This is a genomic window from Lysobacter silvisoli (genome assembly GCF_003382365.1).
GTDB classification, from domain to species: Bacteria; Pseudomonadota; Gammaproteobacteria; order Xanthomonadales; family Xanthomonadaceae; genus Lysobacter; species Lysobacter silvisoli.
Map to the genome: position 1 here is coordinate 19,694 of NZ_QTSU01000001.1, position 22,868 is coordinate 42,561.

Annotated in this window: 19 protein-coding genes and 5 tRNA genes; 20 read left to right on the plus strand and 4 right to left on the minus strand. The window is 68.4% G+C overall.

Annotated features, from left to right (window positions below):
* Positions 1 to 87: 87 nt before the first annotated feature.
* The 4 genes from DX914_RS00095 to hemA form a co-directional block, all read right to left on the minus strand.
* Complete coding sequence (locus DX914_RS00095; protein ID WP_115857077.1) at positions 88 to 1,770, minus strand: O-linked N-acetylglucosamine transferase, SPINDLY family protein; 1,683 nt, start codon at positions 1,768 to 1,770, stop codon at positions 88 to 90.
* A 4-nt stretch (positions 1,771 to 1,774) separates the two neighbouring features.
* Positions 1,775 to 2,230, minus strand: a complete 456-nt coding sequence (locus DX914_RS00100) for a GNAT family N-acetyltransferase (RefSeq protein WP_115857078.1) — start codon at positions 2,228 to 2,230, stop codon at positions 1,775 to 1,777.
* 394 nt (positions 2,231 to 2,624) lie between these two features.
* Positions 2,625 to 3,707: a peptide chain release factor 1 gene (gene prfA / locus DX914_RS00105; RefSeq protein ID WP_115857079.1), complete on the minus strand. Its 1,083-nt coding sequence runs from the start codon at positions 3,705 to 3,707 to the stop codon at positions 2,625 to 2,627.
* Between the two features lie 57 nt (positions 3,708 to 3,764).
* Positions 3,765 to 5,045: a glutamyl-tRNA reductase gene (gene hemA / locus DX914_RS00110; protein ID WP_115857080.1), complete on the minus strand. Its 1,281-nt coding sequence runs from the start codon at positions 5,043 to 5,045 to the stop codon at positions 3,765 to 3,767.
* A gap of 169 nt (positions 5,046 to 5,214) precedes the next feature.
* On the opposite strand from hemA, the gene DX914_RS00115 reads away from it, so the two are divergent.
* The 20 genes from DX914_RS00115 (at position 5,215) to rpoB (ending at position 22,810) form a co-directional block, all read left to right on the plus strand.
* On the plus strand, positions 5,215 to 6,924 hold the full coding sequence (locus DX914_RS00115) for a tetratricopeptide repeat protein (RefSeq protein WP_425480643.1): 1,710 nt from the start codon (positions 5,215 to 5,217) through the stop codon (positions 6,922 to 6,924).
* A complete protein-coding gene (gene lolB, locus DX914_RS00120) occupies positions 6,921 to 7,568 on the plus strand; it encodes a lipoprotein insertase outer membrane protein LolB (protein ID WP_115857081.1) in 648 nt (215 codons plus the stop codon). The genes DX914_RS00115 and lolB overlap by 4 nt, the downstream gene beginning before the upstream one ends.
* Before the next feature lie 214 nt (positions 7,569 to 7,782).
* Positions 7,783 to 8,661, plus strand: a complete 879-nt coding sequence (gene ispE / locus DX914_RS00125; RefSeq protein ID WP_115857082.1) for a 4-(cytidine 5'-diphospho)-2-C-methyl-D-erythritol kinase — start codon at positions 7,783 to 7,785, stop codon at positions 8,659 to 8,661.
* Positions 8,662 to 8,687: 26 nt separating this feature from the next.
* Positions 8,688 to 8,764, plus strand: a tRNA-Gln gene (locus tag DX914_RS00130).
* A 54-nt stretch (positions 8,765 to 8,818) separates the two neighbouring features.
* Positions 8,819 to 9,778, plus strand: a complete 960-nt coding sequence (locus DX914_RS00135) for a ribose-phosphate diphosphokinase (protein WP_115857083.1) — start codon at positions 8,819 to 8,821, stop codon at positions 9,776 to 9,778.
* 113 nt (positions 9,779 to 9,891) lie between these two features.
* A complete protein-coding gene (locus DX914_RS00140; RefSeq protein ID WP_115857084.1) occupies positions 9,892 to 10,551 on the plus strand; it encodes a 50S ribosomal protein L25/general stress protein Ctc in 660 nt (219 codons plus the stop codon).
* Positions 10,552 to 10,614: 63 nt separating this feature from the next.
* Positions 10,615 to 11,196: an aminoacyl-tRNA hydrolase gene (pth, locus tag DX914_RS00145; protein ID WP_115857085.1), complete on the plus strand. Its 582-nt coding sequence runs from the start codon at positions 10,615 to 10,617 to the stop codon at positions 11,194 to 11,196.
* A gap of 79 nt (positions 11,197 to 11,275) precedes the next feature.
* Positions 11,276 to 12,367, plus strand: coding sequence for a redox-regulated ATPase YchF (gene ychF / locus DX914_RS00150; RefSeq protein WP_115857086.1), 1,092 nt, complete (start codon positions 11,276 to 11,278; stop codon positions 12,365 to 12,367).
* Between the two features lie 151 nt (positions 12,368 to 12,518).
* Positions 12,519 to 12,604, plus strand: a tRNA-Tyr gene (locus DX914_RS00155).
* 31 nt (positions 12,605 to 12,635) lie between these two features.
* Positions 12,636 to 12,709, plus strand: a tRNA-Gly gene (locus tag DX914_RS00160).
* 47 nt (positions 12,710 to 12,756) lie between these two features.
* Positions 12,757 to 12,832: transfer RNA gene (locus DX914_RS00165), tRNA-Thr, on the plus strand.
* A gap of 67 nt (positions 12,833 to 12,899) precedes the next feature.
* Positions 12,900 to 14,090, plus strand: coding sequence for an elongation factor Tu (gene tuf, locus DX914_RS00170; protein ID WP_115857087.1), 1,191 nt, complete (start codon positions 12,900 to 12,902; stop codon positions 14,088 to 14,090).
* Positions 14,091 to 14,311: 221 nt separating this feature from the next.
* Positions 14,312 to 14,387, plus strand: a tRNA-Trp gene (locus DX914_RS00175).
* Positions 14,388 to 14,485: 98 nt separating this feature from the next.
* Positions 14,486 to 14,863 (plus strand): preprotein translocase subunit SecE, encoded by a 378-nt coding sequence (gene secE, locus DX914_RS00180; protein ID WP_115857088.1) that lies wholly within the window; start codon positions 14,486 to 14,488, stop codon positions 14,861 to 14,863.
* Between the two features lie 4 nt (positions 14,864 to 14,867).
* Positions 14,868 to 15,437 carry a transcription termination/antitermination protein NusG gene (nusG, locus tag DX914_RS00185; protein WP_115857089.1) on the plus strand — a complete coding sequence of 190 codons (570 nt, stop codon included), beginning with the start codon at positions 14,868 to 14,870 and terminating at the stop codon, positions 15,435 to 15,437.
* Between the two features lie 211 nt (positions 15,438 to 15,648).
* Positions 15,649 to 16,077, plus strand: coding sequence for a 50S ribosomal protein L11 (rplK, locus tag DX914_RS00190; RefSeq protein ID WP_115857090.1), 429 nt, complete (start codon positions 15,649 to 15,651; stop codon positions 16,075 to 16,077).
* Between the two features lie 3 nt (positions 16,078 to 16,080).
* Complete coding sequence (rplA, locus tag DX914_RS00195) at positions 16,081 to 16,779, plus strand: 50S ribosomal protein L1 (protein ID WP_115857091.1); 699 nt, start codon at positions 16,081 to 16,083, stop codon at positions 16,777 to 16,779.
* 576 nt (positions 16,780 to 17,355) lie between these two features.
* Positions 17,356 to 17,904 (plus strand): 50S ribosomal protein L10, encoded by a 549-nt coding sequence (gene rplJ, locus DX914_RS00205; RefSeq protein WP_115857093.1) that lies wholly within the window; start codon positions 17,356 to 17,358, stop codon positions 17,902 to 17,904.
* A gap of 56 nt (positions 17,905 to 17,960) precedes the next feature.
* Positions 17,961 to 18,332, plus strand: a complete 372-nt coding sequence (gene rplL / locus DX914_RS00210; RefSeq protein WP_115857094.1) for a 50S ribosomal protein L7/L12 — start codon at positions 17,961 to 17,963, stop codon at positions 18,330 to 18,332.
* Positions 18,333 to 18,658: 326 nt separating this feature from the next.
* Entirely contained in the window at positions 18,659 to 22,810 is a 4,152-nt protein-coding gene (gene rpoB / locus DX914_RS00215; RefSeq protein WP_115857095.1) for a DNA-directed RNA polymerase subunit beta, read from the plus strand.
* The last annotated feature ends 58 nt before the right edge of the window (positions 22,811 to 22,868 follow it).

The window sequence follows — 22,868 nt, forward strand, 5'->3', positions numbered from 1 at the left end:
AAAGCAAAATCCCCCGTCATCCGCTGTGCGGATGCCGCCCCCTTTTTCAAAGGAGGCTAAAAGCGGGCTGGTTGTTCCGGGGTGTTCTTAAGCCCGCTTTGCCATAGTTTTGACCGCCACCGCGAAATCCGCCGCGAAACCGTCCATATCGAACAGGCCGCTGTCCGCGCGCCGCTGCTCCACGGCCGCGCGCAGCGCCGCCAGCGCGGAGGGATCGCGTCCCAGTTCGACCGCGCGCGCCACGAAGGCCTCGTCGCTGTCGACGTTGAGCGCGTCCAGGCCCAAATGATGGTTGAGGCTGCCGGCCACGCGCGCGGCGAAGGTCGCGCCAGGTCGGGTCAGCACCGGGCAGCCGGCCCACAGCGCGTCGGAGGCGGTGGTGTGGGCGTTGTAGGGTTCGGTGTCCAGGAACAGGTCGGCGTGGCGCAGCCGAGCCAGATAATCCGCATGCGGCTGCTTGGCCATGAACACCAGCCGCTGCGGTTCCACGCCTTGCGCCTGCGCGTACGCGCGCAGGCGCGCATCGGCCTGGCCGGGGCCGGACAGCAGCCACAGCACGCTGCCGGGCACCGCGCGCAGCACCGCCAGCGCGCGCGCCATGCTGCGCGGGTTGAGCTTGTAGCTGTTGTTGAAGCAGGCGTAGACGGTGCCGTGCTCGGGCAGGCCGCAGTCGGCGCGCGCGGGCGGCAGCGGCACCGCACGCGCGGTGTCGGAGGGCTGGAAGCAGCGTGGCAGCCGCAGCACGGTCTCGCTGTAGTGCGCTTGCATCCAGTCGGGCAGGGCGTAGCCGTCGGCGAGCACGTAATCGATCCACGGCGCGCCCGAGGTGCCGGGGTAGGCCAGCCAGTTCACCTGCACCGGCGCCGGGCGCAAGGCCAGCGCTTCCGGCGCGCCGCCGCCGCCCCAGCCGCGCAGGTCGAACAGCACCTCGATGCCGGCGGCGCGGACGGCCGCGGCGATCTGCGCATGCGGCCACCGCGAGACGTCGTGCAACGCATGCGCCGCGGCCTGCAGGCGCCGCCGGATCGGGCTGCCGTCGTCGCCGTTGAGCGCGAACAGATGCAGTTGCAGATCGGCCTGCGCGCGCAGCGCTTCGAACAGGGCCACGGTCAGCAGGCCGGTGGGATGGGCGCCGAAACCGTTGGACAGAAAGCCCACGCGCAACGGGCCGCCGCCGTCGCCGCGCGGCGCCGGCGGCAACGGGCGCACCACGCGGGCGATCGCATCGGCGCGCAGGCGCGCGCAACGCAGCTGCTCGGCGGCGTCGGCGTCCTCGCTGAGGAAGGCGAAGGGTTCCACCGCGGCCTGTCCGGCGGCGACCGCGGCGCGTACCTGCCGCGACAGCGCGTCCAGGTCGCGCCAATCGCAGAGCTTGCGCCGCCAGGCCAGCAGATAAGCGGCCAGCTGCGGTTCCTGCGGCGCCAGCGCATGCGCGCGCGCATACGCGTCGGCGGCGGCTTCGGCTTCGCCGCTGTCTTCCAGTGCATGGCCCAGCCACACCGCGATGCCGGGGTGATCGGGCGCGCGCTGCGCGGCTTCGCGCAGGCTGGCCACCGCGTCCTCGCGGCGGTCCAGCATCCATTGCGCGCGGCCCAGCCGCGCCAGCGCTTCGGGGTGGCCGGGGCGCAGGGCCAGCGCGCGGCGCGCGGCGGCCTCGCCGGCGGCGGCGTCGCCGGCATCGAGCTCGTGTTCGGCCAGCACGATCCAGGCGAATGCGTCGCCGGGGTCGCGTTGCAGCGCCTGGCGCAGGCTCGCGCGCGGATCGTTCAAGGGCTCAGGCCGCGATCAGCGGCAGGTGGTAGCGCTGGGTGCCGTCGTAGCGGCGCCAGCCGGCGCCGTCGTACAGCGCCTGCGCGGTGGCGTTGTCGTGGTCGGTTTCCAGTTCCAGGCGCACCGCGCCGTCTTCGCGCGCGTGCTCCACCGCGGCCGCCAGCAGGGCCTGGGCCAGGCCGCGGCGGCGCGCGTCGGCGTCCACGTACAGATCGTTGAGCACCCACACCCGCGCCGCGCGCACCGAGGAGTACATGGGGTAGAGCTGGGTGAAGCCGGCGCTGCGGCCGTCGAGCTCGGCCAGGAACACCACCGATTCGTCGCGGCGCAGGCGCTCGCCCAGGAACGCGCGCGACACGGCTTCGTCGTTCTTTTGGGTGTAGAAGTGACGGTAGCGGTCGAACAGCGGCGCCAGGGCGTCGAGGTCGTCGATATGGGCGCGGCGGACGATGGGCGGCATAAGCGGGTGCGGTGGCGGACTGGGCCCGATTATGGCGCCGGGTCTGCCGGCGCGTCATGCGCTGGGGCCGGACGTGTGTGTGCACAGGCGCGCTTTTCGCGGGCGTCGGGGTGCGGATTGTCAAAAGGGGGCGTTTCACCATGGGCAGGAACGCCGCTGCTATCCGGTATCCGTCTTTCCGGCGTAAGCCGGAACCCATGTCGCTTTCGCCCTTTCCGTGGCTGGAGCGAGGTCAAAATGGGTTCCGGCTTACGCCGGAATGACGGGGGAAGGTCCGGGCCGGCGTATCGCCCACTGTGGGAGCGGCGTGAGCCGCGATGGCGATCGGCGACGGCGCCCGATCCGAGATGCGATCGCGGCTCACGCCGCTCCCACAGCAGGCGCGTGGGCGCGCTCAGTCGTCGGTCAGGCGCGCCAGTTCGTCGGCCTGGTGTTCCTGCATCAACCGGTCGGTCAGCGCGTCCAGGCCGCCTTCGATGACGTTGGGCAGGTCGTACAGGGTCAGGCCTTCGACGCGGTGGTCGGTGATCCGGCCCTGCGGGAAGTTGTAGGTGCGGATGCGCTGGCTGCGGTCGCCGCTGCCGACCTGCAGCTTGCGCGTGGCCGCCTGCGCGGCCGCGGCCTTGGCTTCCTGCGCTTCGGCCAGCATCGCCTTGAGCCGCTTCATGGCCTTGTCGCGGTTGGCGTGCTGGCTGCGCTCGGTCTGGCTTTCCACCACGATGCCGCTGGGCGCGTGGGTGATGCGGATGGCCGAGTCGGTCTTGTTGACGTGCTGGCCGCCGGCGCCGGAGGAACGGAAGGTGTCGATGCGCAGGTCGGCCGGGTTGATCTCGATCGGTTCGCCCTCGGGCTCCACCGCGATGATCGCCACCGTCGCCGCCGAGGTGTGGATGCGGCCCTGCGACTCGGTCGCGGGCACGCGCTGCACGCGGTGGGTGCCGGATTCGAACTTCAGCCGCGAGTAGGCGCCGCGGCCTTCCACGCGCGCGATCACTTCCTTGTAGCCGCCGTGCTCGCCGGCGCTGGCCGATTCCACTTCGACCTTCCAACCCTGGCGTTCGGCATAGCGCGCGTACATGCGGAACAGGTCGCCGGCGAAGATCGCGGCCTCGTCGCCGCCGGTGCCCGCGCGCACTTCCAGGTACACGTCGCCTTCGTCGCGCGGGTCCTTGGGGATCAGGTGCGCGAGCAGTTCGGCGTCCAGCCGCTGCAGGCGTTCCTGGGCCGCGGCGATTTCCTCTTCGGCCAGTTCGCGCAGTTCGGGGTCGGTGCGCATGGCCTCGGCCGAGGCCAGGTCGGCCTTGGCCTGGGCTTCGGCGCTCAGCGCCAGCACCACGGGTTCCAGCTGGGCGAACTCGCGCGAACTCTTGCGGAAGCGCTCGGCGTCGGCGATCACGCCGGGGTCGGCGAGGAGGCGTTCGAGTTCTTCGCGGCGTTCGGCCAGCGCTTCGAGTTTGCGGCGTAGGGTCGGGGTCATGGGCGGCGGCGGACGATGGAGTAGGGCGGGCGTGCGAAGGGCGGCATGGCCGCCTCGCTACGACTCGCGCTCGCCGTCGTCGCCGTGCTCGGCGCCCGTGTGCGGGAACAGTTTTTCCGCCGCGCGCGCGAGTTCGGCGTTGCCGCTGAGCGCGGCCTCGCGCAGGGCCACGGTCGGCGCGTGCAGCAGGCGGTTGGTCAGGGTGTGGGCGAGGAAATCCAGCACCTGCGCCGGGTCCTGCCCGGATTCGAGTTGCTGCCGGGCCTTGGCCAGCACGTCGGCGCGCGCGGCCTCGCCGTGCGCGCGCAGGCGCTTGAGCGGCGCGGTGCGGGTGCTGGCGGCCAGGGTTTCGGCATAGCGCGCCACCTGCAGGTCGACGATGGCCTCGGCCTCGGTCGCGGCCTCGCGGCGGCTGCGGCGGTTGTCTTCGATCGCGCGTTCCAGGTCGTCCACGGTGTACAGGAACACGTCCTTGAGGTCGGCCACGTCGGCGGCGATGTCGCGCGGCACCGCCAGGTCCAGCAGCAGCATGGGCCGGTGCTTGCGCTGGGCCAGCGCGGCGGCGACCTGGGCGCGGTGCAGGATGGGTTCGCGCGCGGCGGTGGCCGACAGCACCACGTCGGCCTCGGCCAGGTGGCGGTCGATCTCGCTCAGCGGCAGGGCCACGCCGCCGTGGCGGGTGGCCAGGTCCTGGGCGTGGGCCAGGGTGCGGTTGGCGATCAGCAGGCGCTTGGCGCGCGCCTGCACCAGGTGGCGCGCGGCCAGCTCCACGGTCTCGCCGGCGCCGATCAGCAGCACGGTGGACTCGTCCAGGCGGGCGAAGGATTCCTGCGCCAGGCGCACCGCGGCCGAGGCCACCGACACCGGGTTGGCGCCGATGCGGGTGTCGGTGCGTGCGCGCTTGGCGGTGGAGAAGGCCTGTTGGAACAGACGATCGAGTTGGCCGCCCAGGCTGCCGGCGTTGCGCGCGGCGGCCCAGGCGTCCTTGACCTGGCCCAGGATCTGCGGCTCGCCCAGCACCAGCGAATCCAGCCCGGTCGCCACGCGGAACAGGTGGCGCACGGCCTCGTCGTCGCGGTGACGGTACAGATAGGTGTGCAGATCGCCGACATCGTCGGGATGGGTGGCCAGCCAGTCGGCCAGCGCGTCGCCGCCGTCGTCGGCCACCGCGTACAGCTCGGTGCGGTTGCAGGTGGACAGCAGCGCGACCTCGCGCACCTGCGGCAAGGCATGCAGCTGCGCCAGCGCCGCCGGCACGGCGTCGGCCGAAAACGCCACGCGCTCGCGCAGGCTGACCGGCGCGGTCTGGTGGTTGATGCCGAGGACGAACAGGCTCATCGCGCGCTCAGGCGTCCGGGAGCATGCGCCGACCGGGGCCGACGGGGCGGGGTGGGAAACATCCGTTCAGGTGCTTGCGATAAGCTGCGGGCTGCTGAAGGCCGCCATTCTACCGGCCCCGCGGGTTTCGACGAATTCGATGGATTCGATGGCTTCCATTCACGGTTCCTTGCCCCGCCGTCGCGCCAGCGGCACCCCTGCCAGGCTCCTGCTGAGCGCCTCCCTGGCCCTGATCCTGTCGCCGGCCCTGGCCGCGCCGGCCGCGCGCTCCGCCGCGGCCGCGCCGCTGGACGCCTCGGCCGCGACCAGCGCCGCGCTGGAGCCGCTGCTGACCGGCGAGTTCGCCTTGCAGGCCGGCAAGCTCAAGGAAGCCGCCACCGCCTACGCCGACGCCGCGCGCGCCTCGCGCGACCGCGAACTGGCCGCGCGCGCCACCGACATCGCCATCGTCGCCAAGGAAGACGCGCTGGCCGCGCAGTCGCTGGCGCTGTGGCGCGAACTGGGCGGCAGCGGCGCACCGCTGCTGGCGTCGCAGGCGGTGCTGGCGCTGCGCAGCGGCGACGAGCGCGCCGCCCTGCGTCATCTGGACCAGCTGATGACCGCCGACGAGAGCGGCTGGCGTCGCGCCCTGGCCGCGCTGTCCACCGGCTCCAAGGACCCGCCGCAGGCCGCGCGCCTGCTGCAGAAGCTGATCGAGGGCGGCAAGCTGCCCAACGACCTCATGGCCTGGGTCGCCTACGGCCTGTACGCGCAGCGCCTGGACCAGCCCAAGCTCACCGAGCGCATCGTCGCCGAGGTGGTGCGCCGCTTCCCCGGCAACCCGCGGGTCAGCCTGCTGCGCGCCAGCCAGTTGCGCGAGGACGGCAACAAGGACGAGGCGCGCAAGGTGCTGGAATCGGTCGCCGGCCAGGCCGACGCCGATCCGCAACTGCGCGGCCTGATCGCGCAGGAATACGATGCCCTGGGCGACCTGCAGACCGCCGCCGCCACCCTCGGCCGTGGCACCCAGGACGACCAGACCTATGCCCTGCGCGCCTCGCTGCTGGCGCGCGCGGAAGACAAGACCACCCTGACCGCGCTCTACGACGAACTGCGCCGCAACGCCCACCGGCCCGAGCCCGGCCGGCGCCTGCTGCTGGGCCAGATCGCCGAGTTCCTGGAGCGCAACGAGGAAGCGCTGGACTGGTACCGCGGCGTGCCCGGCGGCCCGCAGCGCTGGGTCGCGCGGTTGCGCGCGGCCAACGTGCTGCACGAACTCAAGCGAGGCGACGAAGCCTACGCCGCGCTGCGCGCGCTCCAGTCCGACGCCTCCGCCGAAGAGGACACCCGCCGCGACGCCTACCTGCTGGAAGCGGCGCTGTATGCGCAGGACAAGAACAACGCCGCCGAGCTCGATGCCTACGCCCGCGGCCTGGCCGCGTATCCGGACGAGCCGGAGATGCTCTATGCGCGCGCGCTGAGCTACGAGCGCAACGACGACATCCCGCGCGCCGAAGCCGATTTCCGCCGCATCCTGGTGGCCGAACCCGACAGCGTGGCCGCGCTCAACGCGCTGGGCTACACCCTGGCCGACCGCACCACCCGTTATCAGGAAGCGCTGGAACTGATCCAGCGCGCGCGCACCGCCGAGCCCGACAACGCCGCCATCATCGACAGCTACGGCTGGGTGCTCTACCGGCTGGGCCGCAACCAGGAAGCGCTGGTCGAACTGCGCCGCGCCCTGACCCTGCAGAAAGACCCGGAAATCGCCTCGCACCTGGCCGAGGTGCTGTGGGTGAGCGGGCAGAAGGACGAGGCGCGCAAGTATTTCGAGCAGGCGCGCAAGCTCGACCCCGAGAACCGTGCGCTCAAGCGCGCGCTGGAAAAGACCGGCGCATGAGCGCGCGTGCCCTGACCGCTGCGGCCCTGGCCGCGCTGCTGAGCGCCTGCGCCGGCACCGCCGTGCGCGGCCCCGCGCCGCCGCCGCTGGCCCCGGCCGCGGTCGCCGCCGCGGAAGCCGCGCAGACCCAGCGCGAAACCGCGCTGCGCCTGCAGCCGCAGTGGTCGCTGAGCGGCCGCATCGCCCTGAGCAACGGCCGCAACGGCGGTTCGGGCCGGATCGACTGGCGCCAGGACGGCGAACGTTATGAAGTGGCGCTCAGCGCGCCGGTGACCCGGCAGAGCTGGCGCCTGAGCGGCGACGCCGGCGGCGCGCGCCTGGAGGGCGTGGAAGGCGGCCCGCGCCGCGGCCCCGACGCGGCCACCCTGCTGCGCGAGACCACCGGCTGGGACATCCCGGTCGCGGCCCTGAACGACTGGGTGCGCGGCCTGCGCGCGCAGGGCCAGGGGCCGGCGCGAGTGGACTACGGCGCCGACGGTCGTCCGGCCCGGATCGAGCAGGGCGGCTGGCGCATCGACTACCGCTGGCCGGAGGCCGGCGGCGCGGAGCCGGTGCTGCCGGCGCGGCTGGATGCGGTGCGCGGCGAGGCCAAGGTCAAGTTGATCGTGGACGAGTGGCAGGCCAACGCTGCGCCTTCCGGCTAATTGCTTCACGCCACACGCCCGGCGCGCTTTGCTTTTGCTCGTCATTCCCGCGAGGGCGGGAATCCAGGGCTTTACGTGCGAGAACGCCTGCCATTCTGGATTCCCGCCTTCGCGGGAATGACGAGCAAGGGTGGTGCGTTGGCGCGAACTGAACCTTGAAACGAATGTCGTAGTCCCCAAGCAGCGCCCTCGGACCGAACCCGCACCCCGCCTCATGTCTATCGACACCGACGCTACCTGGTCCCTCTGGCCCGCCCCGGCCAAGCTGAACCTGTTCCTGCGCATCACCGGCCGCCGCGCTGACGGCTACCACCTGCTGCAGACCGTGTTCCGTCTCCTGGACTGGGGAGACTCCATCCGCCTGCGCCCGCGTGCGGACGGCCGCATCGTCCGCCACGGCGGTTCGGTGGAAGGCGTCAGCGAGGATCAGGACCTGACCGTTCGAGCCGCCAAGCTATTGCAACGGGACGCCAACTGCGGTCAAGGTGCGGATATCGTCATCGAAAAGCGTATTCCCGCCGGCGGCGGCTTCGGCGGCGGCTCCTCCGACGCGGCTACCGTGCTGGTGGCCCTGAACGCGCTCTGGGACACGCGACTCAATGCGGACCGTCTGGCCGACCTGGGCCTGCGCCTGGGCGCCGACGTCCCGGTGTTCGTACGCGGCGACAACGCCTGGGCCGAAGGCGTGGGCGAGGCCCTGCGGCCGATCGCGCTGCAGCCGGCCTGGTACCTGCTGGTCGACCCCGGCGTGCACGCGCCGACCGCCGGCTTGTTCCAAGCCCCTGAATTGACGCGGGATGCGCCGCCCGCGACAATGTCGGACTTCGTTTCGGGTACGCCGCTCGGGAATGCGTTCGAGCCGGTACTGCGCCTGCGCGAACCGGCCGTGGAGGCCGCGTTCGCCGCCCTGGCGCGGGTCGGTTCGCCACGCCTGACCGGGTCGGGCAGCGGCTGTTTCGTCGAGTTCGCCACGCGCGAATCGGCGCAGGCGGCGCTGACGCAACTGCCCCCGGGCCTGCGCGCCTGGACGGCGCAGGGCGCGGCGCGGTCGCCGTTGCTGGCGGCGCTCGAAACGTGGAGCGGGAAGGGCTGAGCCCGACCCGTTGCGCAAGCTTCCGCAGGGGCGTCGCCAAGAGGCCCAAGGCACCAGGTTTTGATCCTGGCATCCGTAGGTTCGAATCCTACCGCCCCTGCCAAAAACGAAATAACGGCCTTAACCCGCCACGGTCAGAGCGAAGCGGAGAACAAACGTGCACAACGATCGCAGCCTGCTGGTCTTCAGCGGCAACGCCAACCGCCCGCTCGCCCAGGCGGTGTGCAAGGAACTCGGCATCCGTCTCGGCAAGGCCCTGGTGGGGCGCTTCTCCGACGGCGAGGTGCAGGTCGAGATCGAAGAAAACGTGCGTCGTCAGGAAGTGTTCGTGATTCAGCCCACGAACGCGCCCACGGCCGAGAATTTCATGGAACTGCTGGTGCTGATCGACGCGCTCAAGCGCGCATCGGTGGCCAGCGTGACCGCGGTGGTGCCGTACTTCGGCTACGCCCGCCAGGATCGCCGCATGCGCTCCTCGCGCGTGCCGATCACGGCCAAGGTCGCGGCCAAGATGTTCGGCGCGGTCGGCGCCGACCGGGTGCTCACGGTCGATCTGCATGCGGATCAGATCCAGGGCTTCTTCGACATCCCGGTCGACAACGTCTACGCCTCGCCGCTGCTGCTGGCCGATATCTGGCGCGCGCACGGCACCGACAACATGGTGGTGGTGTCTCCGGACGTGGGCGGCGTGGTCCGCGCCCGCGCGATCGCCAAGCGCCTCGACGACGCCGACCTGGCGATCATCGACAAGCGCCGCCCGCGCGCCAACGTCTCGACGGTGATGAACATCATCGGCGACGTGTCCGGCAAGACCTGCGTGCTGGTCGACGACATCGTCGACACCGCCGGCACCCTGTGCGCGGCGGCGGCGGCGCTGAAGGCGCAGGGCGCGACCAAGGTGGTCGCGTACTGCACCCACCCGGTGCTGTCGGGCGCGGCGATCGACAACGTGACCCGTTCGCAGCTGGACGAGCTGGTGGTGACCGACACCATTCCGCTCACCGACGCGGCGCGGGCCTGCGGCCGGATCCGTCAGCTCAGCGTGGCCGAGCTGCTGGCCGAAACCATCCGCCGCATCGCCTTCGGCGAGTCGGTGAGTTCGCTGTACGTGGATTGACCCGAATCCGCGCTCGCGGCGCAAGCCGAGAGCGCAACACCGCTCACCTGGTCGCGGGTGAGCGTTCTTTCCGCCGCGAGGCGGTCCAACGCTGTAAACGTGAGTAAACGAACATGTCCGAACACATCATCAAGGCCACTGGCCGCAACGTCGAGGGGAAGGGTGCGAGCCGCCGCCTGCGTCGTGCCGCCAGCATCCCGGCCATCATCTACGGCGGCAAGTCCGCTCCGCAGCCGGTCCAGCTCGACCATGAGAAGGTCTGGCTGGCCAGCCAGAACGAGTGGTTCTACTCGTCGATCCTGACCCTGGACGTGGACGGCAAGTCCGAGAGCGTGCTGCTGCGCGATATGCAGCGCCACCCGTTCAAGCAGATCATCATGCACCTGGACTTCCAGCGCGTGGACCAGAACCAGGCCCTGCGCGTGGCCGTGCCGCTGCACTTCCTCAACGAGGACAAGTCGCCGGCCGGCAAGTCGGCCGACGTCGTGGTCACCCACGAACTCAACGAAGTCGAAGTCAGCTGCCTGCCGAAGGACCTGCCGGAGTTCATCGAGATCGACCTGTCGGGCCTGAAGGTCGGCGACATCGTCCACCTGTCGGAACTGAAGCTGCCCAAGGGCGTCGAGATCCCCGAGCTGAAGCTGGGCAAGGAACACGACGTCGCCGTCGTGATCGCCAAGCACGGCAAGGAAGAGGCCGAGACCCCGGTCGACGCGCCGGCCGCCGACGTGCCGGCCGCCAAGGTCTCCAAGAAGGACGACGACAAGAAGTGATCGGCGTCCGGCGCGCCCCCAGCGGGCGCGCCGGGCTTCGTACGCTGATTGTCGCTCCGCCCGATGGCTGGCCTGCGCCTGATCGTCGGCCTCGGCAACCCGGGGCCCGAGTACACCCGAACCCGGCACAACGCCGGGTTCTGGTTTGTGGACGCCCTGTGCGAACGCCTGGGCGGCCGCTTCGGCCTGGAATCCAAATTGTTCGGCGAGACCGCCAAGGTCGAGATCGCCGGGCGTCCGGTCTGGCTGCTCAAGCCGGCCACCTTCATGAACCTCTCCGGCAAGTCGGTCACCGCGGCCCTGCGCTACTGGAAGATCGAGCCCGAAGAGGCGCTGCTCGCGCACGATGAGCTGGACCTGCCCCCGGGCACGGCGCGGCTCAAGTTCGACGGAGGCCACGGCGGCCAGAACGGCCTGCGCGACACCATCAAGCTGCTCGGCCACGGCAAGTTCCACCGCCTGCGCGTGGGCATCGGCCACCCCGGCCACAAGGACAAGGTCACCCCCTGGGTGCTCGGCCGTCCGGGCAAGGACGACGAGGCCTCGATCCTGCGTTCCATCGACGACGCCATCGACGTGCTGCCCCTGGCGGTGTCGGGCGACGTCAACGAGGCGATGAAGCGCCTGCATACGAGCAGGGTTTAGGGATTGGGGATTAGGGATTCACGCCGCTCAGGCCGCTACGAATCCCTAATCCCGAATCACGAATCCCGGATTTACAGCCATGGGCATCAAATGCGGCATCGTCGGCCTGCCTAACGTCGGCAAGTCGACCCTCTTCAACGCCCTGACCAAGGCGGGCATCGCCGCGGCCAACTTCCCGTTCTGCACCATCGAGCCCAACGTGGGCGTGGTGCCGGTGCCGGATCCGCGCCTGAATGCGCTGGCCGAGATCGTCAAGCCGCAGAAGCTGATCCCGACCGCGGTCGAGTTCGTCGACATCGCCGGCCTGGTCGCCGGCGCCGCCAGCGGCGAAGGCCTGGGCAACAAGTTCCTGGCCCACATCCGCGAGGTCGACGCGATCACCCACGTGGTGCGCTGCTTCGACCACCCGGACGTGATCCACGTGGCCAACCGCGTCGACCCCATCGCCGACATCGAGACCATCGACACCGAACTGGCCCTGGCCGACCTGGAATCGGTGGACAAGGCCCTGCAGCGCGCCGAGCGCAGCGCCAAGACCGGCGACAAGGACGCCAAGGCCCGGGTCGAGGTGCTGGCCCGCGTGCGCGCGGCCCTGGACGACGGCAAGCCGGTGCGCGGCCTGGGCCTGAGCGAGGACGAAGTGGCCGCGATCCGCGACCTGTTCCTGCTCACCCTCAAGCCGGTCATGTACGTGGCCAACGTGCTCGAGGACGGTTTCGAGAACAATCCGCACCTGGACGCCGTGCGCGCCCGCGCGGTGGGCGAGGGCGCCCAGGTGGTGCCGGTCTCGGCCGCGATCGAAGAGGAGCTGAGCCAGCTCGACGATGCCGACCGCGACGCCTTCCTCACCGATCTGGGCCTGGCCGAGCCGGGTCTGAACCGGGTCATCCGCGCCGCCTACACCTTGCTGGGCCTGCAGACCTACTTCACCGCCGGCGTCAAGGAAGTGCGTGCCTGGACCGTCCGCGCCGGCGCCACCGCGCCGCAGGCCGCGGCGGTGATCCACACCGATTTCGAAAAGGGCTTCATCCGCGCCGAGACCATCGGTTACGACGACTACATCAAGTACAAGGGCGAAGCCGGCGCCCGCGACGCCGGCCGCCTGCGCCTGGAAGGCAAGGAATACCGCGTCCAGGAAGGCGACGTGCTGCACTTCCGCTTCAACGTCTGAGCCCGGCGGGGCCGGGGCCGGCATGGGGCGGGAACCGGGGCGGGAATGCCCGCACTGCAGCCCCCACTGCACGAAGATAAAAAAATTTGCGAAACTTGCGTTCGGACGCGTTGACTTCCTGCCTTTCGAGCGCCAGAATTGCGGGCTCTTTGGAGGGATACCCAAGCGGCCAACGGGGGCAGACTGTAAATCTGCTGGCTCACGCCTTCGGTGGTTCGAATCCACCTCCCTCCACCAAAGGTTCCAACGCTGGCAGTGGTTTTACGGCGCGGGAGTAGTTCAATGGTAGAACTTCAGCCTTCCAAGCTGATTGCGCGGGTTCGATTCCCGTCTCCCGCTCCATTGATTCCGCTCCGCCCGGACCCCATTGCAAGGCAACAAGGTTTCACGCTCACGTAGCTCAGTCGGTAGAGCACCTCCTTGGTAAGGAGGAGGTCGAAGGTTCGATTCCTTTCGTGAGCACCATCTTCAGTACGACCAAGCAGTACGTCTCAATCAAGCCACCGTAAGCAAACAGCGAGTAGCGACAGCCATGGCCAAGGGTAAATTCGAGCGCACCAAGCCGCACGTGAACGTGGGCACCATCGGTCACGTCGACCACGGCAAGACCACGCTGACGGCCGCTCTGACCAAGGTCGGCGCCGAGCGTTTCGGTGGCGAGTTCAAGGCATACGACGCGATCGACGCGGCGCCGGAAGAGAAGGCGCGCGGCATCACGATCTCGACGGCGCACGTGGAATACGAAAGCCCGAACCGTCACTACGCGCACGTGGACTGCCCGGGCCACGCCGACTACGTGAAGAACATGATCACGGGTGCGGCGCAGATGGACGGCGCGATCCTGGTGTGCTCGGCCGCTGACGGTCCGATGCCGCAGACCCGCGAGCACATCCTGCTGTCGCGTCAGGTCGGCGTGCCGTACATCGTCGTGTTCCTGAACAAGGCCGACATGGTGGACGACGCCGAGCTGCTCGAGCTGGTGGAGATGGAAGTGCGCGAGCTGCTGTCGAAGTACGACTTCCCGGGCGACGACACCCCGATCATCAAGGGCTCGGCCCGTCTGGCGCTGGAAGGCGACCAGTCGGAGATCGGCGTGCCGGCGATCATCCAGCTGGTGGAAGCGCTGGACACGTTCATCCCGGAGCCGCAGCGCGACGTGGATAAGCCGTTCCTGATGCCGGTGGAAGACGTGTTCTCGATCTCGGGCCGCGGCACCGTGGTGACCGGCCGTATCGAGCGCGGCATCATCAAGGTGGGCGACGAAATCGAAATCGTCGGTATCCGTCCGACCCAGAAGACGACGGTCACCGGCGTGGAAATGTTCCGCAAGCTGCTGGACCAGGGTCAGGCGGGCGACAACGCCGGTCTGCTGCTGCGCGGCACCAAGCGCGACGACGTGGAGCGCGGCCAGGTGCTGTGCAAGCCGGGTTCGATCACCCCGCACACCGAGTTCGAGGCCGAGGTGTACGTGCTGTCGAAGGACGAGGGCGGCCGTCACACCCCGTTCTTCAAGGGCTACCGTCCGCAGTTCTACTTCCGCACCACGGACATCACCGGTGCGGTGACGCTGCCGGAAGGCGTGGAAATGGTCATGCCGGGCGACAACATCAAGATGGTGGTGAGCCTGATCAACCCGGTGGCGATGGACGAAGGCCTGCGTTTCGCGATCCGCGAAGGCGGCCGCACCGTCGGCGCCGGCGTGGTGGCGAAGATCATCAAGTGACGAACTGACCGGGCGCGCCCTGCGCGCCCGGCTCTGTCAGTTCGTCATCCCCGCGAAAGCGGGGATCCAGGCCACCCGCGTGGCGGCCTGGGCCCAAGCGAACGGCGGGCCGGGAACTCGGTCCGCCTTCGTTGTTTCAAAGCGCCGTACTTTCGAACACAATGTTCGGCCGACGGTCCGCCCGCCAGGGCGGCGAAGCGGCCGGAAGATTTCAAGACGATACGCCAGTAGCTCAATTGGCAGAGCAGCGGTCTCCAAAACCGCAGGTTGGGGGTTCGAGTCCCTCCTGGCGTGCCACCTAGGCAATGCGGGTCCCTCCGCAAGCCCGGTCAGTGCCGGACTTTCACCAAGCAGGCGGCTGCGCAAGCGCCGCGCGATGGACGCGATAGGACTGGATGAACAGCAAGGTCGAACAACACGATTCCGCTTCCGCCGGGGACTTGGCCAAGTACGTCGTCGCGGTGCTCCTGGTCGGTGCCGGCGTGTTCGCCTTCTACTGGTTCAGCGACTGGGCCACGCCGCTGCGCGCGCTGGCCGTCGTCGCCGGCCTGGTTGCGGCCGCCGCGCTGTTCATGACCAGCGCCAAGGGTCACCAGACCCGCGAATTCCTGTCCGAATCGCGCTTCGAGCTGCGCAAGGTGGTCTGGCCGACCCGCCAGGAAGCCATGCGCACCACCTGGGTAGTGATGATCGCCGTGACGATCATCAGCCTGATCCTGGCCGCCTTCGATCTGGGCATCGGCGCCCTGATCGAGTTCATCCTGAGGCGTTGAGGCAATGACGGAAGTCAACAAGCGCTGGTACGTGGTCCACGCCTACTCCGGCTTCGAGAAGTCGGTGGCGCAGGCGCTGCGCGATCGTATCGTGCGTTTCGAAATGCAGGACCGCTTCGGCGACGTGCTGGTCCCGACCGAAGAAGTGGTGGAAATGCGTTCCGGCCAGAAGCGTCGTTCCGAGCGCAAGTTCTTCCCGGGCTACGTGCTGGTGCAGATCGCCACCCACGATGAAGCCGGTATCCCGCGCATCGACAGCGAAAGCTGGCACCTGATCAAGGAAACCCCGAAGGTCCTGGGCTTCATCGGCGGCACCGCCGACCGTCCCCTGCCCATTCAGGATCGCGAAGCGGACATGATCCTGCAGCGCGTTCAGGAAGGCGTGGAGAAGCCCAAGCCCAAGGTCCTGTTCGAGCCGGGCGAAATGGTCCGGGTCATCGACGGCCCGTTCGTGGACTTCAACGGCGTGGTCGAGGAAATCAACTACGAGAAGAGCCGCCTGCGCGTGGCGGTGCTGATCTTCGGCCGCTCGACCCCGGTCGAGCTGGAGTTCGGGCAGGTCGAGAAGGCCTGATCCGGGCCCCCGGCCCCTCCCGCCAGGGTCCGCAAAAACCTGATATACTTGCCGGCTGCGCAGTCTAGGGCGCGCACCGAACCAGGGAGCCGCAGCCGCCGCAAGGCGGCTGTCGGCGTCTCGGCGAATTACAACGTGAAAGCCCGGGACACGCATTTCCCGGCCCGATGGGGAGCCTGCAACCCAGGCGTTAGCACCCGGAGAGAGGAAGATGGCTAAGAAAGTAGTTGGTTACATCAAGCTGCAGGTGAAGGCCGGTCAGGCCAACCCGTCGCCGCCGGTGGGCCCCGCCCTCGGTCAGCGCGGCCTGAACATCATGGAGTTCTGCAAGGCGTTCAACGCCGCGACCTCCAAGCTGGAGCCGGGTCTGCCGACCCCGGTGATCATCACCGCGTACTCCGACCGTACCTTCACCTTCGTCACCAAGAGCACCCCCGCTTCGGTGCTGCTGAAGAAGGCCGCCGGCATCAGCTCGGGCTCCAAGCGCCCGAACACCGAGAAGGTCGGCAAGGTCACCCGCAAGCAGCTCGAGGACATCGCCAAGGCGAAGGAAGCCGACCTGACGGCGGCCGACCTGGACGCCGCGGTGAAGACGATCGCGGGCTCGGCCCGCAGCATGGGTTTGGTGGTGGAGGGCTAAGCAATGGCGATCAGCAAGCGTGAGAAGGCCATCAAGGCCGCCGTGGTTCCGGGCAAGGCCTACGCCTTCGAGGAAGCCATCAAGATCGTGAAGACCTCGACCAAGGCCAAGTTCGTCGAGTCCGTCGACGTCGCGGTGCGCCTGGGCGTGGACGCGAAGAAGTCCGACCAGCAGGTGCGCGGTTCGACCGTGCTGCCGGCCGGCACCGGCAAGAGCGTGCGCGTGGCGGTGTTCGCCCCCGCGGGCGCCAAGGCCGACGAAGCCCTGGCCGCTGGCGCCGAGGCCGTGGGTATGGACGACCTGGCCGAGAAGATGCAGGCCGGCGACCTGAACTACGACGTCGTCATCGCCACCCCGGACGCCATGCGCGTGGTCGGTAAGCTCGGTCAGGTGCTGGGCCCGCGCGGCTTGATGCCGAACCCGAAGGTCGGCACCGTGTCGCCGAACCCGGCCGAGGCGGTCAAGAACGCCAAGGGCGGCCAGGTGCGTTACCGCACCGATAAGGCCGGCATCATCCACTGCACCATCGGCAAGGTGTCCTTCGAGGACGGCTCGCTGAAGGACAACCTGCAGGCGCTGCTGCTGGACCTGATCAAGGCCAAGCCGTCGACCGCCAAGGGTCAGTACCTGCAGAAGATCTCGATCAGCTCGACCATGGGCGCCGGCGTCACCGTCGACCAGACCTCGCTGACGCTGAAGTGACGATTTGACCCGCGCGCACAGCGCGCGGCTGTGTCAGATCGTCATCCCTGCGAAAGCGGGGATCCAGCACCCCTGCGCACTCCCGCTTCGTGCGGCGTGCGCAGATCGGAGCAGCCAAACTCCGACGCAACCGAAACATCCGGGTTCCGCCTCACCGCGGCACCCATGCTCTACCAGGCCCACGGCAGCCCACCGCCGCGAGCCGACACTTTTGAGGGCGCCGCAACCGGTCGTACCGGAAGCGAGCCGTCAAAGACCGCAGGTGCGGTCAGCGCGTGACGACGACGGGCAGGGACGCTCGTATTGGCAGGGAATCGCCGTCGCCACTAGCGGGATCGCTTAATCGGGCTTCCCCGGAAGCAGCCTGCGTAGATGGTGCAGCCCCCTCTGGAATTCCAGAAGGGCCACCACGGGACGCGCGAGCGTCCCCGGCGTCAGGACGATGCCGCCCAGGACCGTGAACGGCAGGAGCCGTAAGCGGAGTTCTAGAAGCCGAGATTCGAGATCGCGGCCCGACACGCGCAAGCTCCGCTTTCGCTGGTCGCCCGCCTCCGAATCCGGTTTTGGAGGAGTGCAATGGCTCTTAATCTGTCTCAGAAGCAAGAAGTAGTCGCCGAGCTGGCAGAAGTCGCCGCCAAGGCCCACTCCTTGGTCGCAGTCGAGTACGCGGGCACCACCGTCGGTCAGATGACCGCGATGCGCAAGAAGGCCCGCGAGACCGGCGTGTACTTGAAGGTTGTCAAGAACACGCTGGCGTCGCGCGCCGTGGCCGGTACCGAGTTCGAGGTCGTCAAGGACGCCCTGACCGGTCCGCTGCTGTACGCGTTCTCGCTCGAGGAACCCGGCGCTGCCGGTCGCCTGATCAAGGAAGCCGCCAAGGCTAACGACAAGCTCAAGCCCAAGCTGGTGTCCGTGGAAGGCAAGCTGCTGCCGGCGTCGCACGTCGACGTGCTGGCCTCGCTGCCGACCCGCGAACAGGCCCTGGCCATGCTGGCCCGCGTCCTCGCCGAACCCGCCTCGATGTTCGCCCGCGCCGTCAAGGCCGTGGCCGACAAGCAGGGCGGCGGCGAAGAAGCCGCTCCGGCCGAATCGGCCGAGGCGTCCGCCGAAGCCACCGAAGCCTAAGCCGTTAAGCGACTTACCAACCGATTCGCAAGATCAACATTCCAGAGGTAAACACCATGTCCCTGTCCAACGAACAGATCGTCGACGCCATCGCCGCCAAGTCGCTGATGGAAGTGATGGATCTCGTCAAGGCCATCGAAGAGAAGTTCGGCGTGTCCGCCGCCGCCCCGGTCGTCGCCGCTGCCGGTCCGGCCGCCGCTGCCGCCCCGGTCGAAGAGCAGACCGAGTTCAACGTCATCCTGAAGGACGCCGGCGCCAAGAAGGTCGACGTCATCAAGGCCGTCCGCGCCATCACCGGCCTGGGCCTGAAGGAAGCCAAGGACCTCACCGAGGCCGGTGGCGTCCTGAAGGAAGCCGTGTCGAAGGACGACGCCGCGAAGATGAAGAAGGAACTCGAGGCCGCTGGCGCGACCGTCGAAGTGAAGTAAGTTGCACCGCGTCGCCGGATTGATCCTGGCGACCACCTGAGGCTGGGGACGAAAGTCCCCGGCCTTTGGCCGTTGTTGGAGCGCCGCTTTTCCAAGAGTTCATTGGGCGCTGCGACAGGCGGCCGGGCCGTACCGAAATAGCTGCAAAAGCCGAGTTGACAGTCGGAAGTAGCGGGAGAAGGCGTGCTGGTGCCGGCAATACCAGCGACTTCCCACTGTCAGTTCTTCGTTCCCCCCAGGACCGGCGGTCGCGGACGCGCGACACGCACCGGGCGCCGCAACGGCGTACCGAAGGTCCGTAAAAAAAACCGAGGCGGTAGCTCACCATGACGTACTCGTTCACCGAAAAGAAGCGCATCCGCAAGGACTTCGGCAAGCGCAAGTCGATCCTCGAAGTGCCGTTCCTGCTCGCGATCCAGGTCGACTCCTATCGCGAATTCCTGCAGGAAAACGTCGAGCCCTCCAAGCGCGCCGATCGCGGCCTGCACGCCGCCCTGAAGTCGGTGTTCCCGATCTCCAGCTACAGCGGCAACGCCGCGCTCGAATACGTCGGCTACAAGCTGGGCGATCCGGCGTTCGACGAGCGCGAGTGCCGCAACCGCGGCCTGTCCTACGGCGCCCCGCTGCGCGTAACCGTGCGCCTGGTCATCTACGACCGCGAGTCGTCGACCAAGGCCATCAAGTACGTGAAGGAGCAGGAGGTCTACATGGGCGAGATTCCGCTCATGACCGACAACGGCACCTTCATCGTCAACGGCACCGAGCGCGTCATCGTCTCGCAGCTGCACCGTTCGCCGGGCGTGTTCTTCGACCACGACCGCGGCAAGACCCACAGCTCGGGCAAGCTGCTGTACAGCGCCCGCATCATCCCCTACCGCGGCTCCTGGCTGGACTTCGAGTTCGACCCCAAGGACGCGCTGTTCACCCGTATCGACCGCCGCCGCAAGCTGCCGGTCACCGTGCTGCTGCGCGCGCTGGGCTACAACAACGAGGAGATGCTGGCCGAGTTCTTCGAGATCAACACCTTCCATATCGATCCCAAGGAAGGCGTCCAGCTCGAGCTCATCCCCGAGCGCCTGCGCGGCGAAACCCTCAACTTCGACCTCGCCGACGGCGACAAGGTCATCGTCGAGGCCGGCCGCCGCATCACCGCGCGCCACGTCAAGCAGCTGGAGCAGTCGGGCATCGCCGCGCTGGCCGTGCCGGACGAGTACCTGGTGGGCCGCATCCTGTCCAACGACGTCGTCGACGCCAAGACCGGCGAGCTGCTGGCCACGGCCAACGACGAGATCAGCGACGACCAGCTGGCCGCGTTCCGCAAGGCCGGCATCGAATCGGTCGGCACCATCTGGGTGAACGACCTCGACCGCGGTCCGTACCTGTCCAACACCCTGCGCATCGACCCGTCGAAGACCCAGCTGGAAGCGCTGGTCGAGATCTACCGCATGATGCGTCCGGGCGAGCCGCCGACCAAGGACGCCGCGCAGAACCTGTTCCACAACCTGTTCTTCACCTTCGAGCGCTACGACCTCTCGGCCGTGGGCCGGATGAAGTTCAACCGCCGCATCGGCCGCAAGGAAACCACCGGCGCCTCGGTGCTGTACGACGCCAAGTATTTCGCCGACCGCAAGGACGACGAGTCCGTGCGCCTGCGCGGCGAGCTGGGCGCCACGTCCGACATCCTGGACGTGATCCGCGTGCTGACCGAGATCCGCAATGGCCGCGGCACCGTGGACGACATCGACCACCTGGGCAACCGCCGCGTGCGTTCGGTCGGCGAAATGGCCGAGAACGTGTTCCGCGTCGGCCTGGTCCGCGTCGAGCGCGCGGTCAAGGAGCGCCTGTCGATGGCCGAGTCCGAAGGCCTGACCCCGCAGGAGCTGATCAACGCCAAGCCCGTGGCCGCCGCGATCAAGGAGTTCTTCGGCTCCTCGCAGCTGTCGCAGTTCATGGACCAGAACAACCCGCTGTCGGAAGTCACGCACAAGCGTCGCGTGTCGGCCCTCGGCCCGGGCGGTCTGACCCGCGAGCGCGCCGGCTTCGAAGTGCGCGACGTGCACCCGACCCATTACGGCCGCGTCTGCACCATCGAGACGCCGGAAGGCCCGAACATCGGCCTGATCAACTCGCTGGCGGTGTTCGCCCGCACCAACAAGTACGGCTTCCTCGAGACGCCGTACCGCAAGGTCGTGGACGGCAAGGTCACCGACGACGTGGAGTTCCTCTCGGCGATCGAAGAGAACGAGTACGTCATCGCCCAGGCCAACGCCACCCAGGACGACAAGGGTCTGATGACCGACCAGTTCGTCGCCTGCCGTTACCAGGGCGAGTCGCTGCTGAAGCCGCCGAGCGAAATCCACTTCATGGACGTCTCGCCGATGCAGACCGTGTCGGTCGCCGCGGCGCTGGTGCCGTTCCTGGAGCACGACGACGCCAACCGCGCGCTGATGGGCGCGAACATGCAGCGCCAGGCCGTTCCGACCCTGCGTTCGCAGAAGCCGCTGGTCGGCACCGGCATCGAGCGCGCCGTGGCGCGCGACTCGGGCGTGACCGTGAACGCCCTGCGCGGCGGCGTGGTCGAGCAGATCGACGCCGGCCGCATCGTGGTCAAGGTCAACGAGGAGGAAATCTCCGGCGTGACCGACGCGGGCGTCGACATCTACAACCTGATCAAGTACACCCGTTCGAACCAGAACACCTGCATCAACCAGACCCCGCTGGTGAAGGTCGGCGACGTCATCGCCCGCGGCGACGTGCTGGCCGACGGCCCCTCGACCGACATCGGCGAACTGGCCCTGGGCCAGAACATGCTGGTCGCGTTCATGCCGTGGAACGGCTACAACTTCGAAGACTCGATCCTGCTCTCCGAGCGCGTGGTCGAGGAGGATCGCTACACCACGATCCATATCGAAGAGCTGACCTGCGTCGCGCGCGACACCAAGCTGGGTCCGGAGGAGATCTCGGCCGACATCCCGAACGTCTCCGAGCAGGCGCTGAACCGTCTGGACGAGTCCGGCGTGGTCTACATCGGCGCCGAAGTGCGCGCCGGCGACATCCTGGTCGGCAAGGTCACGCCGAAGGGCGAGTCGCAGCTGACTCCGGAAGAGAAGCTGCTGCGCGCGATCTTCGGCGAGAAGGCGTCGGACGTTAAGGACAGCTCGCTGCGCGTGCCCCCGGGCATGGACGGCACCGTCATCGACGTGCAGGTCTTCACCCGCGACGGCATCGAGAAGGACAAGCGCGCCCGCCAGATCGAGGAATCCGAGATCAAGCGCGTCAAGAAGGACTTCGACGACCAGTTCCGGATCCTGGAAAGCGCGATCTACGCCCGCCTGCGTTCGCAGCTGGTCGGCAAGGTCGCCAACGGCGGCGCCGGCCTGAAGAAGGGCGACACCGTCACCGATGCGTTCCTCAACGGCTTGAAGAAGTCCGAGTGGTTCACGCTGCGGATGAAGGACGACGAGGCCATCGACGCCATCGAGCGCGCGCAGAAGCAGATCGACGCGCACGAGAAGGAGTTCGAGCGCCGCTTCGCCGACAAGCGCGCCAAGATCACCCAGGGCGACGACCTCGCTCCGGGCGTGCTGAAGATGGTCAAGGTGTTCCTGGCCGTTAAGCGCCGCATCCAGCCGGGCGACAAGATGGCCGGCCGTCACGGCAACAAGGGCGTGGTCTCGACCATCGTCCCGGTCGAGGACATGCCGTACATGGCCGATGGCCAGACCGTCGACATCGTGCTGAACCCGCTGGGCGTGCCGTCGCGTATGAACATCGGCCAGATCCTCGAGGTGCATCTGGGCTGGGCCGCCAAGGGCCTGGGCCAGAAGATCCAGCGCATGCTGGAGGCGCAGCAGAAGCTCGCCGACCTGCGCAAGTTCCTCGACGACATCTACAACCACGACAGCAAGCTGCACGGCCAGCGCGTCGATCTGAAGCAGTTCTCCGACGAGGAGCTGCTGACGCTCGCCCGCAACCTGACCGACGGCGTGCCGATGGCCACCCCGGTGTTCGACGGCGCGGCCGAGGTCGAGATCAAGAAGATGCTCGAACTCGCCGAGCTGCCCAGCAGCGGCCAGACCATCCTGCACGACGGTCGCACCGGCGAATCGTTCGATCGCCCGGTCACGGTCGGCTACATGCACATGCTGAAGCTGAACCACCTCGTCGACGACAAGATGCACGCGCGTTCGACCGGTCCGTACTCGCTCGTCACCCAGCAGCCGCTGGGCGGCAAGGCGCAGTTCGGCGGTCAGCGTTTCGGCGAAATGGAAGTCTGGGCGCTGGAAGCCTACGGCGCGGCCTACACCCTGCAGGAAATGCTGACGGTGAAGTCCGACGACGTGCAGGGCCGCAACCAGATGTACAAGAACATCGTCGACGGCGAGTACGAGATGGTCGCCGGCATGCCGGAGTCCTTCAACGTGCTGGTGAAGGAAATCCGTTCGCTCGCGATCAACATGGAGCTGGAAGAGAACTGAGGACATCCGGCGTCCGACGCGGGCGCGCCCAACGGCGCGCCCCGGCGGCCCCGGCCTG